General features: G+C 33.0%; 10 protein-coding genes. 3 read left to right on the top strand and 7 right to left on the bottom strand.

Annotation, left to right across the window (positions count from 1 at the left end; genetic code table 11):
• The first annotated feature begins 426 nt into the window (after positions 1 to 426).
• Both QLQ96_RS16830 and QLQ96_RS16825 read left to right on the top strand, forming a co-directional pair.
• Positions 427 to 2,343, top strand: coding sequence for a DUF294 nucleotidyltransferase-like domain-containing protein (locus QLQ96_RS16830; RefSeq protein ID WP_482491931.1), 1,917 nt, complete (start codon positions 427 to 429; stop codon positions 2,341 to 2,343).
• A gap of 3 nt (positions 2,344 to 2,346) precedes the next feature.
• A complete protein-coding gene (locus QLQ96_RS16825; RefSeq protein WP_482491930.1) occupies positions 2,347 to 2,943 on the top strand; it encodes a 3'-5' exonuclease in 597 nt (198 codons plus the stop codon).
• Positions 2,944 to 3,177: 234 nt separating this feature from the next.
• Here QLQ96_RS16825 and acs read toward each other — a convergent pair whose 3' ends face one another.
• The 7 genes from acs to QLQ96_RS16790 all read right to left on the bottom strand — a co-directional run bounded on the left by acs (position 3,178) and on the right by QLQ96_RS16790 (position 13,798).
• On the bottom strand, positions 3,178 to 5,088 hold the full coding sequence (gene acs, locus QLQ96_RS16820) for an acetate--CoA ligase (RefSeq protein ID WP_482491929.1): 1,911 nt from the start codon (positions 5,086 to 5,088) through the stop codon (positions 3,178 to 3,180).
• A 490-nt stretch (positions 5,089 to 5,578) separates the two neighbouring features.
• Positions 5,579 to 7,048, bottom strand: a complete 1,470-nt coding sequence (gene ilvC / locus QLQ96_RS16815) for a ketol-acid reductoisomerase (RefSeq protein WP_482491927.1) — start codon at positions 7,046 to 7,048, stop codon at positions 5,579 to 5,581.
• Positions 7,049 to 7,106: 58 nt separating this feature from the next.
• On the bottom strand, positions 7,107 to 7,628 hold the full coding sequence (ilvN, locus tag QLQ96_RS16810) for an acetolactate synthase small subunit (RefSeq protein ID WP_482491926.1): 522 nt from the start codon (positions 7,626 to 7,628) through the stop codon (positions 7,107 to 7,109).
• An 84-nt stretch (positions 7,629 to 7,712) separates the two neighbouring features.
• A complete protein-coding gene (gene ilvB / locus QLQ96_RS16805; RefSeq protein WP_482491924.1) occupies positions 7,713 to 9,401 on the bottom strand; it encodes a biosynthetic-type acetolactate synthase large subunit in 1,689 nt (562 codons plus the stop codon).
• Positions 9,402 to 9,504: 103 nt separating this feature from the next.
• Entirely contained in the window at positions 9,505 to 11,178 is a 1,674-nt protein-coding gene (ilvD, locus tag QLQ96_RS16800) for a dihydroxy-acid dehydratase (RefSeq protein WP_482491922.1), read from the bottom strand.
• Positions 11,179 to 11,446: 268 nt separating this feature from the next.
• The gene (leuB, locus tag QLQ96_RS16795; protein WP_482491921.1) at positions 11,447 to 12,565 is read right to left on the bottom strand and encodes a 3-isopropylmalate dehydrogenase; all 1,119 of its coding nucleotides are present in this window, start codon (positions 12,563 to 12,565) and stop codon (positions 11,447 to 11,449) included.
• A 57-nt stretch (positions 12,566 to 12,622) separates the two neighbouring features.
• Positions 12,623 to 13,798, bottom strand: a complete 1,176-nt coding sequence (locus QLQ96_RS16790; RefSeq protein ID WP_482491919.1) for a 2-isopropylmalate synthase — start codon at positions 13,796 to 13,798, stop codon at positions 12,623 to 12,625.
• A gap of 155 nt (positions 13,799 to 13,953) precedes the next feature.
• On the opposite strand from QLQ96_RS16790, the gene QLQ96_RS16785 reads away from it, so the two are divergent.
• A complete protein-coding gene (locus QLQ96_RS16785; RefSeq protein WP_482491918.1) occupies positions 13,954 to 15,498 on the top strand; it encodes a hypothetical protein in 1,545 nt (514 codons plus the stop codon).
• Positions 15,499 to 15,548: the final 50 nt, after the last annotated feature.

Raw genomic sequence — 15,548 nt, 5'->3', positions numbered from 1 at the left:
CTTAAACAAATTATACATTAGATTTATAGACTTAGATATTTTCTAAAAATTCAAATCGTCATAATTGTGCTGTATCAGTTTTAATTTAAAAAATTTTCAAATATTGAAAATTTAGCGCACTTGATATTGAAAAGATTGTTTTAGAATCTACATAAATACGCTGTATCAATTTCAATTTAAAATATTTTCAAATATCGCAAAATTGGCTTGCTTGATTATTGACTAGTTAATTTTGCTATAAATGAAAAATAATTTTTTCTAAACGGAAATATTCAAAATTTGAAAACTCAAAAACTTTTTGAGGTCTTATAGTTATTATCTTTTAACATTTTTTTAAAATAATTAGTTTCTATTAAGATACTTTCATTGTAAGAGTTTATTTTACTATTTTTACATTCGATACTTTAAAAATAAATTATCACATATATGAATACAGTTGCTGAACATATTGCAGATTTTTTAAAAGAATACAAACCGTTTGATAATCTAACTTTCCAGGAATTATCAGACATTGCTACGAATATTCGTGTCATAAATTTAGAAAAGCATGCGGTATTATTTCAAAATAACGATCCACTTCATGAAAACTTTTATGTTGTAGCTTCTGGTGTCATAAATCTTACAACTATTGCTGACGCTGAGGAAACCATTATAAATAAATGTCATGAAGGCGATATTTTTGGTTTACGCCCGTTTTTTGCTAAAAATAATTACATGATGACCGCTAAAGCGCGTGAAGAAAGCATTGTATATGCTATTCCGATCGCTGTTTTTAGACCCTTTGTCGCGAACAATTCTGATGTATTAAACTTTTTGTTGGAGAGTTTTGCTGTAAACTCACGTCATACTAAAGACAGTATGAATTCAAATGGCAAGCTAGTTTCAGATAACGATTATTTGGATCAGCAAACAGAAATGCAATACATTCAGTCACTTAACTATAATAACTCGCCATTAACAACACAGGCAGATTCTATAATTAAAGACGTCGCAATATTAATGACGGATTCCATGTTAGATAATATGATCATCTGTGGCGAAAAAAATCACCCTATTGGTATCGTTACCAATGCCGATTTATCATCAAAAATTGCAACAGGTCGCTTTCCTATTACTGAAACTATAGACAAAATTATGTCGTCTCCAGTTGTTACCGTTTTAGAAAATGTGTCTTTGGCAGAAGCGCAATTATTGATGTTAAAACATAATGTAACTCACTTGTGCGTTACTAAAGATGGTACAAGTAAATCTGTAGTTAAAGGAATTATTTCTGAACACGATCTTATTGTAGCACAAGCTAGTAATCCTGGTGTATTAATTAAAGAGATTAAGCGTTCTCAGCTTCCGAAAGATTTAAAACAAATACGTGATCGTCTATCAGATTTGATTCAAAATTCGATTCAGAAAAATATTCCAATCTCGCATGTGAGCAATATTGCAAGTGAGATTAATCTAGCAATTATTAAGAGAGCAGTCGAATTATCTATTTTAGACTTAGGCTCCCCTCCTGCACGTTTTGCATGGTTAAGTATTGGTAGTCAAGGACGTAAGGAGCAATTATTACTTACAGATCAGGATAGTATTTTAATATTTGAAGATGTAACGCCTGAAAAATACAGAGAAGTAAAAGATTATTTCTTGAGATTGGCAAAACGCACGACTTCTATATTAGAAAAAGTAGGCTACGATTATTGTCCAAACGGACATATGGGAAGCAATATGCTTTGGTGTAAATCATTGACTGACTGGACTAAACAATACAACAGCTGGATGAATACTCCGGGTGAAAATAGTAATGATTTGAGCAGTATTTTCTTTGATTATGAAATTGTTTTTGGAGAACCAAAAATTGAAGAAGCGATTGAAAATGTGATTTTTAAGAATGCTGTAAACAATACTTTATTCTTTGATTTTTTAGGAAATGATGCTTTAAGAAGAAATTCTCCTTTAAGTTTTTTCAAGAAATTCATTGTTGAAGAAGATGGCCCTCATAAAGAGAAATTTGACATTAAAACAAGAGCTTTGATGCCATTAATTGATGGTGCACGTTTATTAATATTAAACGCTAACATTAAAGGAATTCAAAATACACATTTGAGATTCAAGCAATTAGCAATAACAGATTCTAAAAATGCTGAAATTTATTTAAGCTGTGCAGAGGCTTTCTTAACGCTTTCAAAATTTAGAACTGTTGAAGGATTAAAAAATGATGATTCTGGCCAATATATTAATTTAAGAGAAATGTCAAAAACTGACAAAGAGAAATTAAAAAATGCGCTGTCCCCTATGAAAGATCTTGAGGAACTGATTAAGAGTAAATTTCAATTGACACAATTCTCATAAAACATGCTAGACTGGCTTAAAAATATAAACAAAGACTATCCAGATTTCTGGAAAGACTATTTAACTAAATTCGAAACTAAACCTAATAAGTTTGTTGTTTTATCAACTGAAACTTCTGGGCTCAATCCGGATAAGGATGTTATATTATCTCTTGGAGCCTTTTCAGTTATTGACGATAGCATTGTTATCAAGGAAAATTTCGAAACAGTTTTATTACAATACAAATATCTTCAAGACAACGGACTTTCAAATGAATTTATCATTGAAAGTAAAATGATAAAAATGCCTGAGCCTGATGCACTTGAAGCTTTTGTAAATTTTATAGGAAATTCTATTCTAGTTGGACATCATATCAATTTTGATATTGAAATGCTAAATGCCGCTTTGGAACGTCTAGATTGTGGCCGATTGAAAAATGAGGCTTTAGATGTTGATGTAATGTACAGAAAACTTACAGATATAAACGACAAACAATTTTCGCTAAATGATTTATGCGAAATTTATAAAATTCCAAAAAGCGATCGAAATTCTTCTTCTGAAGATGCATATAAAATTGGACTTTTGTTCTTGAAACTAAAATCTAGATTGGGAATTAAATAGAGTTTTTTGTTTCAGGTTTAAAGTTTCAAGTTGTTTGACTTAAACGCAAAGGTTTACGCAAAGTTCGCAAAGTTTTTTTCACAAAGCTTTGCGAACTTTGCGCTTATAAAAACTTGCGTTCTTTGCATTAAAATTTTTCACAAGCGACATCAACCTGAAACAAAATTTTCAAACTTGAAACATAAAAAAAGCCTCTTAAATTTAAGAGGCTTTTTTCGTTATTATAATTTTCAATTAAGAAATTCTTTCTTTCATAATTTCTTCTACCACTTCTGGATTTAACAAAGTTGAAGTATCTCCAAAGTTTGAATAATCCCCCTCAGCAATTTTACGTAAAATTCTACGCATAATTTTTCCTGAACGTGTTTTTGGCAAACCGGAAACGAATTGGATTTTATCTAACTTAGCGATTGGTCCAATGTGATCTGCAATATATTGGTTAATCTCTTTAGATAAATTTTCTTTATTTCTAACTTCTCCGGTTTCTTTTAGAATAACGTAACCATATAAAGCATTTCCTTTAATATCATGAGGGACTCCAACAATAGCAGATTCTGCAACTGCTGGGTGTTCGTTGATAGCATCTTCAATTGGTGCAGTTCCTAAATTGTGTCCAGAAACAATTACAACATCATCTACTCTACCTGTAATTCTATAATAACCAACTTCGTCTCTTAAAGCGCCGTCACCTGTAAAATATTTTCCAGGGAAAGCAGAGAAATAAGTTTCTTTATAACGCTCGTGATTGCCCCAGATTGTTCTCGCAATTCCAGGCCATGGGAATTTAATACATAAACTTCCAACAACTTGATTGCCTTCAATTTCGTTGCGTTTTTCATCCATCAAAACAGGCTGAATTCCTGGTAACGGTAAAGTCGCATAAGTTGGTTTTGTTGGTGTTACAAACGCGATTGGCGAAATCATAATTCCTCCAGTTTCTGTCTGCCACCAAGTGTCAACAACTGGACATCTCTTATCTCCAACGTGGTCATTGAACCAGTGCCAAGCTTCCTCGTTGATTGGCTCACCAACAGATCCGATAACTTTAAGAGATTTTAGAGGATATTTTTGAATATAATCTAAGCTTTCTTTTGCTAGCGAACGTATTGCAGTTGGCGCAGTATAGAATTGTGTAATTTTATGTTTTTCAATAATATCCCAAAAACGGCTAAAATCTGGATATGAAGGAACTCCTTCAAAAATCACAGTTGTACCACCGTTTAGTAATGGTCCGTATAAAATATAAGAGTGACCTGTAATCCAACCAATATCTGCAGTACACCAGAAAATATCATTGTCTTCATAATTGAAAACATTTTTAAAAGTATACGCTGTATACACCATGTAACCAGCAGTAGTGTGAACCATTCCTTTTGGTTTTCCTGTTGATCCTGAAGTATATAAGATAAACAAAGGATCTTCAGCATCCATAATTTCAGCAACACTATTATCTAGAGCTACATCTAATAAAGGCTGTAACCAAATATCACGGCCTTCTTTCATTTTTACATCAGTATTAGTTCTTTTAGCAACTAATACTTTTTCGACAGATGGACAAGTTTCTAGAGCCTCATCAACAATTCCTTTTAGATCAATTGTTTTATTTCCTCTATAACCTCCATCAGAAGTAATAACCATTTTAGAATCACAATCGTTGATTCTTGCAGAAACTGCAGAAGCAGAAAATCCAGCAAAAACAACAGAGTGAATTGCTCCAATTCTAGCACAAGCCAAAACAGAAACGGCTAATTCTGGAATCATTGGTAAATAAATGCAAACTCTATCTCCTTTACGAACACCTTGCTCGCGAAGAACGTTTGCCATTTTTGAAACTCTTTCGTATAATTCATTATACGTTATATGTAAAGCTTCTTCAGAAGGATCGTTTGGCTCAAAAATGATTGCCGTTTTATCTCCTCTTTTGCTTAAATGTCTATCAATGCAATTTTTGGTAATGTTAACTTTAGCTTCTGTAAACCATTTTACTTCTGCTTCAGCCATATTAAAATCAACAACCTTTTCCCATTGTTGGTACCATGTGAAATTTTCCTCAGCTATTTTTCCCCAAAATTTTCTTGGCTCTCTTATTGACTTATTGTAATGCTTGAAATATTGTTCTAAATTTTCAATTTTGTAATAGCTCATCGTGTGTTGAATTTTTTTATAAATGTATTAAATCTGAACGTATCCGTGAAATAATTTAATCTATAAATTTTATCAAAAAAAACATTTATTTAATAAAATATGATAATTATTTGCGTTTGTTTTAAGTTTTTGTTTTTTAAAGCAATTTAAAAAGGGCAAAAAAGGCATAATAAATAGATATTATGCCTTTTTTAATTTAACAAATTTCAATAACAATTAATTTTTGCGAATCGCACTGCAAAACTTTTCTCTATTTTGAAAATAGCAGCAACTTTATTAATTAAAACAGAAATTTCAACAAGTACATTTTATAAAATATACCCCATTTTTGGAATCCGCTTCACTTAACTGTCTTACTGAAGTTAAGTGAATGCAACATGCATCTATATCTATTATCTTAATAAGTGCTTACTAATTCAAAATATTATAAATCATTGATACAGTGCAAATCCCGCAAAATCGAATTCTGCGGGAATTCCCTTTTTTTTAATTATCCAATTTTTTTCATTGCAGTCATTGACTCTCTCAACCAAGCTCCTACTTCTTCGATAGGGTGTTGACGAATTTCTTTATTAACAGCAATTAGCACTGCATTGTCTACTCCGTTTGAAGTTGAGAATGGTTTTCCGATAATGTTAGTTTCAACTTTTTTCATGAATTCAGTCAATAATGGCTTACATGCGTGGTCAAATAAGTAACATCCATACTCAGCAGTGTCAGAAATTACACGGTTCATTTCGAACAATTTCTTTCTTGCAATTGTGTTTGCAATTAATGGCAATTCGTGCAATGACTCGTAGTAAGCTGATTCTTCGATGATTCCAGCTTCTGTCATTGTTTCGAAAGCTAATTCAACACCAGCTTTTACCATTGCAATCATTAAAACTCCATTATCAAAATATTCTTGCTCAGAGATTGGAGCTTCTTGTGGAGCTGTTTTTTCGAAGTTAGTTTCTCCTGTTGCAGCTCTCCATTTCAATAAATTCACATCATCATTAGCCCAGTCAGCCATCATAGTTCTAGAGAATTCTCCAGAAATAATATCGTCTTGGTGTTTTTGGAATAATGGACGCATGATATCTTTCAATTCTTCAGCCAATTCGTAAGCTTCAATTTTTGCAGGATTTGAAAGACGATCCATCATATTTGTAATACCACCGTGTTTCAAAGCTTCAGTGATAGTTTCCCATCCAAATTGGATTAATTTAGAAGCGTAAGCAACATCGATTCCTTTTTCAACCATTTTATCGAAACATAAAATAGATCCAGTTTGCAATAAACCACAAAGAATAGTTTGCTCACCCATTAAATCTGATTTTACTTCAGCTACAAAAGACGATCTTAAAACTCCTGCTCTATGTCCTCCAGTTGCTACAGCGTACGCTTTTGCTTGATCTAAACCAAATCCGTTTGGATCATTTTCTGGGTGAACAGCAATAAGAGTTGGAACTCCAAATCCTCTTTTGTACTCTTCACGAACCTCAGAACCTGGACATTTAGGAGCACACATAATTACAGTGATATCTTTACGAATCTGCATTCCTTCTTCAACAATATTGAATCCGTGAGAATATGCAAGAGTAGAATCTTGTTTCATTAAAGGCATAATAGCAGTTACCACAGCTGTGTGCTGTTTGTCTGGTGTAAGATTACAAACTAAATCTGCAGTTGGAATCAATTCTTCGTAAGTTCCAACAGTAAAACCATTTTCAGTTGCATTTTTATAAGAAGCTCTTTTTTCTGCAATTGCATCTGCACGCAATGCATAAGAAATGTCTAAACCAGAATCTCTCATGTTTAAACCTTGATTCAAACCTTGTGCTCCACAACCAACAATTACAACTTTCTTTCCAGCTAATGCCGCAATTCCGTCTGCAAATTCTGATTGCTCCATAAATTCGCAAACTCCTAATTGTTCTAATTGTAATCTAAGTGGTAATGTATTGAAATAATTTGCCATTTTTGTTTTAATATTTAATGAAATGAAATTTAATAATTGATATATAACTAAGATTGTATTATTTAAAAGTTTCTAGCAAAGCTGAAATTTCCATTTTTTGTTTCGAAACTGATATTCTTCCTGAACGCACAAACTGCATAATTCCGTATGGTTTGAACTTTTGATATAATTCTTCTATTTCAGAACGTCTTCCTGATTTTGAAATCACAAAGAAATCACGAGAAACCGTTACAATTGTAGACTGACTTTCTTTAATGATATTCTGAATTTGTTTCTCGTCGAATAACAAACTTGAAGCGATTTTAAACAAAGCATTTTCAAGATAAATTGTTTCTTCATCTGTATGATAAAATGCTTTTATAACTTCAATTTGCTTCTCAATTTGTCCAACAATATTTTGAACCCATTTTTCTGTAGTATTTACTACAATGATAAATCTTGAAACATTTTCTATTTCTGATTCTGAAACATTTAGACTTAATATATTAATGTGACGCTTTAAGAATATTCCAGATATTCTATTTAACAATCCCACGTTATTTTCTGAGTATACCGATATGGTAAATGTTTTATCTTCCATTTTTTAGTTTGTTTTGTTTCAAGTTTAAAGTTCAAGTTTTGCTTAACTTAGAACATGAAACTTGAAACATGAAACTTATTTTTTTTAGCTTAATCTAATTTCTGATACGCAAGCTCCGGTTGGAATCATTGGGAAAACGTTGTTTTCTTTTTCCACCATAACTTCTAAGAAGTAAGAATCTTTAGAAGCAAGCATTTCTGCTACTGCTGCATCCAGATCTTCACGCTGTGTCACTTTTTTAGATTTGATATGATACCCTTCTGCGATAGCAACAAAATTTGGATTAATCATTTTTGTTGATGCATAACGGTTGTCAAAAAACAATTCTTGCCATTGACGTACCATTCCTAAAAATTCATTATTTAAAATAACAATCTTAACAGGAACTTGAGTTTGAAAAATTGTTCCCAATTCCTGAATTGTCATTTGGAATCCACCATCACCAATAATTGCTACAACTTCGCGCTCTGGTTTACCCATCTTCGCTCCAATTGCCGCGGGAAGTGCAAATCCCATTGTTCCTAAACCTCCAGAAGTGATATTACTTTTTGTTGAGTTGAATTTTGCATAACGGCAAGCAAACATCTGGTGCTGACCAACATCTGTTACGATAATAGCATCTCCTTTTGAATGTTTATTAATCATCTCAACAGTTTCTCCCATTGAAATTCCTTTACCATTTGTTGGGTTTAATTCTTCTTTTATAACCGAATTAAATTCCACTTCTCTTAAAGCTTTAAATTCGTTAAGCCATAAATCATGAGATTTTGCATCCAATAAAGGCAATAAAGCAGTTAAAGATTCTTTAACATCACCTAGAACAGCAACTTCTGTTTTAACATTTTTGTCAACTTCTGCTGGATCAATTTCGAAGTGAATAACTTTCGCTTGTTTAGCATAAGTATTTAAATTACCTGTAACACGGTCGTCAAAACGCATTCCAAAAGCAATTAAAACATCACATTCATTAGTCATTAAATTAGGCGCATAATTTCCGTGCATTCCTAACATTCCAACATTTAATGGATGATCTGTTGGCAAAGCTGAAAGTCCAAGAATTGTCCATGCAGATGGAATACCTGCTTTTTCAATTACCGCTTTGAATTCTTCTTCTGCCTGACCCAAAATAATTCCTTGTCCAAAAACGATAAGCGGTTTTTTTGCAGAGTTAATTAAAGCCGCAGCTTCAGCAACTTTGTCTAAATTCAGTTTTGGAACTGGAACATAACTTCTAATTCCTTTACATTTCTCATAACTAAAATCAAACTCATCAAACTGAGCATTTTTAGTAATATCAATTAATACAGGCCCTGGGCGTCCAGAACGAGCAATATAAAATGCTTTCGCAATAATTTCAGGAATTTGAGAAGCTTCAGTTACCTGAAAATTCCATTTTGTAACCGGAGTTGAAATTCCGATAATATCAGTTTCCTGAAATGCATCAGAACCCAATAAATGTCTTCCGACTTGTCCTGTAATACAAACCATTGGAGTTGAATCGATCTGAGCATCAGCGATTCCTGTAACTAAATTAGTTGCTCCTGGTCCAGAAGTAGCAATTGCCACTCCTACTTTTCCTGTAGCTCTTGCATAACCTTGAGCTGCATGAGTTGCACCTTGTTCGTGACGTACTAAAACGTGGTGTAATTGATCTTGAAATTTATATAATTCATCGTAAACCGGCATGATTGCTCCACCTGGATAACCGTAAACCAAATCTACTCCTTCTGCTAACAAACATCTTATAACGGCTTCTGCCCCTGATATTCTCATAGTATATTGTTTTTCAAAAGTCAAACTTCAATTTCAATGTCAAAAATTAATTTTAAATTTTAATTGATATTGAAATTTGCTTTTTGATATTGTTATTTTAAAATTAATTATCGGTAACGCAACCTGTAGAAGCGCTTGAAACCGATCTGGCGTATTTAAGTAAAACCCCTCTGTCCACTTTTAATTTCGGCTGAACCCAAGCCGCTTTTCTAGCTGCAAATTCCTCGTCAGATATCTTCAGGTCGATTGTATTTTTTACAGCATCGATAGCGATCATATCTCCATCTTTTACTAGCGCAATACCACCACCGTCATATGCTTCTGGTGTAACGTGTCCTACCACGAAACCGTGTGAACCTCCGGAGAATCTACCGTCTGTAATTAGTGCACAGCTGCTTCCTAATCCAGCACCGATAATGGCAGATGTAGGTTTTAGCATTTCAGGCATTCCCGGACCACCTTTTGGTCCACAACCTCTAATGACGACTACATTACCTGGTTTAATTTTTCCGGCTTGAAGGCCTGGAATTACTTCAAATTCACCTTCAAATACAACAGCTGGTCCTTCGAAATATTCTCCTTCTTTACCGCTGATTTTTGCTACAGCACCTTCAGAAGCAAGATTTCCGTATAAAACCTGAATATTTCCAGTTGGTTTTAACGCTTTTTGAATTTCATGAATAACTTCTTGCCCATCTTGCAAATCTGGAGTTGAAGCTAAGTTTTCAGCAACTGTTTTTCCTGTTACTGTCAAACAATCTCCGTGAATAAGCCCAACTTTCAATAGATATTTCATAACTCCCGGAATACCTCCAGCCTCATGAATATCTTCCATCATATATTTCCCACTTGGTTTCATATCAGCAAGAACTGGAGTTCTATCATTAATTGCCTGAAAATCATCCAAAGTGATAGTAATACCAACAGAATGTGCCATTGCAATTAAGTGCATAACAGCATTTGTAGAACCTCCTAAAACAGCTACAATTGTAATAGCATTTTCGAAAGCTTTACGAGTCATAATATCTCTTGGTTTAATATCTTTTTCTAATAAAACTTTAATCGCAGCTCCAGCAGCCAAACATTCGTCTCTTTTTTCCTGACTCAAAGCAGGGTTAGAAGAACTGTATGGCATACTCATTCCTAATGCTTCAATTGCAGAAGACATTGTATTTGCAGTATACATACCACCACAAGCACCAGCACCTGGGCATGCATTTTGAATTACACCTTTAAAATCTTCTGGAGTGATTTCGCCTTTTACTTTTTTTCCTAAAGCTTCAAAAGCAGAAACAATGTTAAGAGATTCTCCTTTCCATTTTCCAGAGTGAATAGATCCTCCATATACCATCATTGACGGACGATTTAATCTTCCCATTGCGATTAACGCTCCAGGCATATTTTTATCACAACCAGGAATTGCAATAATACTGTCATACCATTGCGCTCCGGCAACAGTCTCAATAGAATCTGCAATAACATCACGAGAAACTAGTGAGTAACGCATACCCTCAGTTCCGTTAGAAATACCGTCACTGACACCAATGGTATTAAAAATAAGTCCGACAAGATCTGCATCCCAAACACCTTTTTTAACATCTTTTGCTAAATCGTTCAAGTGCATGTTACAAGTGTTACCATCGTAACCCATGCTCACAATACCAACTTGTGCTTTCTTTAAATCTTCTTCAGTTAAACCAATTCCGTACAACATCGCTTGTGCCGCTGGCTGTGTTTGATCTTGTGTGATGGTCTTGCTGTACTTATTTAATTCCATTATTATATTTATTTTTTAATTTTTTGTTCAAAAAAAAACCTTCCAAGTATTTGGAAGGTTTGTAATATAGTCTTTCAATTATATTTATAACATTCCCGATGCAAATGTGTGAATCACATTGACAACAACGACAGAAGTAATAATAATTGAGATTTGCATCATTTATTTTTTAGTGTTACAAAAGTAAATAAACTTCAGGAACTAAAAAAATAAAATCTCAACATTTCCAATACTTCTTGTTATTATATTCACATTTTAACAAAAAATATTAAACAATTGTAGATTGTCCAATACTTACATTGTCATTATTAAAATACAGCAAATCGTCTTTACTGAAAATAAAATTAGAAACGAACTCTCCTACTTCGTTGGTTCCAAATTTTGAATCTGGTTTCAAATCAACTGTAACCACTTTGTATTCAATTGCTTTTTCTACCGCTTTATAAATTACATGAGCCTCTTTCGTTAATCCAAAATGCTCTAACAAAAGTGCTGCTGCTAAAATCGAAGCAATCGGATTAGCAATATTTTTCCCTTTTGCCTGTGGATATGATCCGTGAATTGGTTCAAATAAAGCATTTTTTTCTCCTAATGATACAGATGGCAATAAACCAATAGATCCTGTAATTACACTTGCTTCATCAGATAAAATATCTCCAAATAAATTCTCTGTTAGAATCACATCAAATTGTTTCGGATTTAAGATTAACTGCATCGCCGCGTTATCTACAAATAAGAAATCTAAAGCTACATCTGGATAATCTGCGCTCACTTTCTGAACTACTTTTCTCCACAATCTTGAAGTTTCCAAAACATTTGCTTTGTCTACCATTGTTAACTTTTTGCGACGTTTTTGCGCCGATTTAAAAGCTAAATGTGCAATTCTTGTAATTTCTTCTTCTGAATATTCACATAAATCTGAAGCATGTGTTCCTTCTTCATTAAGTGTTTTAGTTCCAAAATAAGCACCACCTGTTAATTCTCTAAAAATGGTAAAATCGGCTCCTTCAATGATTTCTCTTTTTAAAGGAGAAGCTTCAATTAAGGCTTTATAAGGTTTTATAGGACGAATATTAGCGAATAATCCTAATTCTTTTCGCAGTTTTAATAATCCTTGTTCTGGACGAACTTTTGCATTAGGATTGTTATCGTATTTAGGATCTCCAATCGCACCAAGCAAAACCGCATCTGTGTTCAAACAAAGATTTAAGGTTTGCTCTGGCAAAGGACTTCCTGTTTTATCGATAGCAACCGCTCCCATCAGCGCTTCTTCAAAAACAAATTCATGTTTATACACTTCGCCAATGGCGTACAAAGCTTTCTTAGCTTGTAATATTACTTCTGGTCCAATTCCGTCTCCCGGTAAAACTGCTATTTTTAAATTCATAATCTCTCGCTCTTTATGTCTTTAAATCCTTATTGTTCCTAGTTTATTTTTGAAATATTAACTTCTGATTAAATCTCCTTCTATTTTAGAAGCTTCAATAATTTGGTGAATATCTGCATCTACAACTTCTTTTTTAATGTCAGCAAATTTCAAGAATTCGATGTAAACGATATCTAATTGTGTTTTTGTCAATTCGTAACCTACTTTTTTAGCACGGTAAGCCAAAGCAGCTCTTCCGCTTCTTGCTGTCAAAATGATTGAAGATTCATTCACTCCCACATCTAACGGATCCATAATCTCGTAAGTTGCTCTGTTTTTGATAACACCATCTTGGTGAATTCCAGAACTGTGTGCAAATGCATTTGCTCCAACAATCGCTTTATTCGGCTGCACAATCATCCCCATACTTTCAGAAACTAAACGGCTCATTTCGTTTAATTCTCTTGTATTAATGTTTGTGTCTAAGTTTAAGTAAGGATGCTGTTTGAAAATCATCACCACTTCTTCAAGCGCAGTATTTCCAGCTCTTTCTCCAATACCATTAATAGTACATTCAATTTGTCTTGCTCCATTGATAGCTCCTGCGATTGAATTTGCAGTTGCCATTCCTAAATCATTATGACAGTGGCATGAAAGGATAACGTTTTCGATTCCTTTTACGTTTTCTTTTAAGTATTTGATTTTTGCTCCGTACTCTTCTGGAAGACAATATCCAGTAGTATCAGGAATATTCAATACGGTTGCTCCAGATTTAATAACTTCTTCACAAACTTTAGCCAAGAACGCATTGTCTGTTCTACCAGCATCTTCAGCGTAGAATTCAACATCTTCTACATACGATTTTGCATGTGCTACAGCAAATTTTGCTCTTGCAATAATATCTTCAGGCGTAGTATTTAATTTGTGGAGTATATGAGATTCTGAGGTTCCGATTCCAGTATGGATTCTAGGTCTTTTAGCATGCTTTAAAGCTGCTGCTGCTACATCAATGTCGTTTTTCACGGCTCTCGTAAGTCCGCAGACGGTTGCATTTTCTACAATTTTACAAATCTCAGAGACCGATAAAAAATCGCCCGGACTTGACACAGGAAAGCCTGCTTCGATAATGTCAACTCCCATTTTGTCTAGTCGTTCGGCGATAACTAATTTTTGCTTAGTATCTAACTTGCATCCTGGAACTTGTTCACCATCTCGCAATGTGGTGTCAAAAATTTGAACTTTCTCTCTATTCATATTCATTTATTTAATGTAATTTCACATCTTGATAACAAATATATATTGTACTATTACAGTATGAAATTCATTTTAATGAAATTATACTGTTCATAAAACGTTTTATACCGTATTAATCAACTTAAAATCAATAAGTTATATTATTATTTTTTACAATGGCTAACCATCAAAAAGATTTCTTATTTGTTCTAATCAAATCACTTTCGAAATCAGAAAAAAGGCAGTTTAAAATTTTTGCAAGCCGATTAGAAACGAGTTCAAACACAAAATTTATCGAATTATTCAACATTTTAGATAAATCTGAAGTTTACGATGAAAAACTCATTCTTAAAAGCGGTGTTATCCAAAAAGTACAGTTATCTAACTTAAAATCATACTTGTACAAACAGATCCTAGTAAGTATACGACTAAATATTCCTAGCCAAAACATTCGTTATCAGCTTCGCGAACAAATGGATTTTGCTGTTATTCTTTATAATAAAGGATTGTATAAACAAAGTTTGAAAATTCTAGATAAAACAAAACAGCAGGCTCTTGAAAACGATGAAAAATATATGGCGTATGAAATTGTTGAATTCGAAAAATTAATCGAATCACAATACATTACACGAAGTATTCAAGGTCGAGCTGACGAATTGGTAGTTCAGGCGAAAGAATTGAATTATAGAAATACAATTTCAAGCAAACTTTCTAATTTATCGCTTCAACTGTACGGAATCATGCTGAAAACTGGTTACGTTAAAAGTGATGAAGAATACAAATATATAGACGATTACTTTAACAGACATATTTCAAAACTTGACGAAAGTCAATTTGGCTTTCGCGAAAAATACTGGTTTTACAATGCCAATTTATGGCGAAGCTTCTTGGTTCAGGACTTTTTGGCGAGTTATAAATTTGCATACAAATGGGTAAGATTATTTTATGATAATCCAAACATGATTTATCTGAATCCGGTGTTTTTCTTAAAAGGAAATCATTATTTCTTAGAATCACTTTATATGTTAAAGTATAAATCTAATTTCAAGAAATATTTGAATCTTTTTGAAGAAACTATAACTGATCCGAAATTCCCTGTAAATGATAACATTGCATCACTATCATTTCTTTATGTTTACAACAATAAGTTAAATCTGCATATTTTGGCAGGAACATTTGCAGAAAGTGAATATTTGATTCCTGAGATTTTAAGCAAACTTAAAATACATAGCGAACATTTGGATGAACATCACGAAATGTTGTTTTTCTATAAAATTGCTTCTATTTATTTTGGTAACGAAAAATACAATGAATGCATCAATTATTTGGATAAGATAATCAACAACAAGAACTTGACAATGCGAGAAGATTTAATGTGTTTTGCGAGATTATTATCTCTGATTGCGCATTATGAACTTGGAAAGGATTACTATTTAGAAAATCATTTGAAGAGCACGTATAAGTTTTTACTGAAAATGAATGACTTACACGAAGTTCAAAAAGAAATCATCAAATTCTTAAGAAACTTAAATAACTTCTATCCTGCTGACATTAAGAAGGAATTCAAAAAAATGCACACTCGTTTCGTAGAACTTGAAAAAAACACATACGAAAAAAGAGCTTTCCTTTATCTTGATATTATTTCATGGTTGGAAAGTAAAATCGAAAACAGAAAAATCGCTGATATTATTAAGGAGAAAGCGAAGCTTAATAATCGATAATTTTTTAAAATTCCAATAAAAAAGGCGTTAAGAACTTATTCTTAACGCCT

Source organism: Flavobacterium sp. B167r (assembly GCF_056824315.1).
The sequence above is the reverse complement of the archived record's forward strand: the minus strand, read 5'-3'. Positions and strand labels throughout refer to the sequence as shown.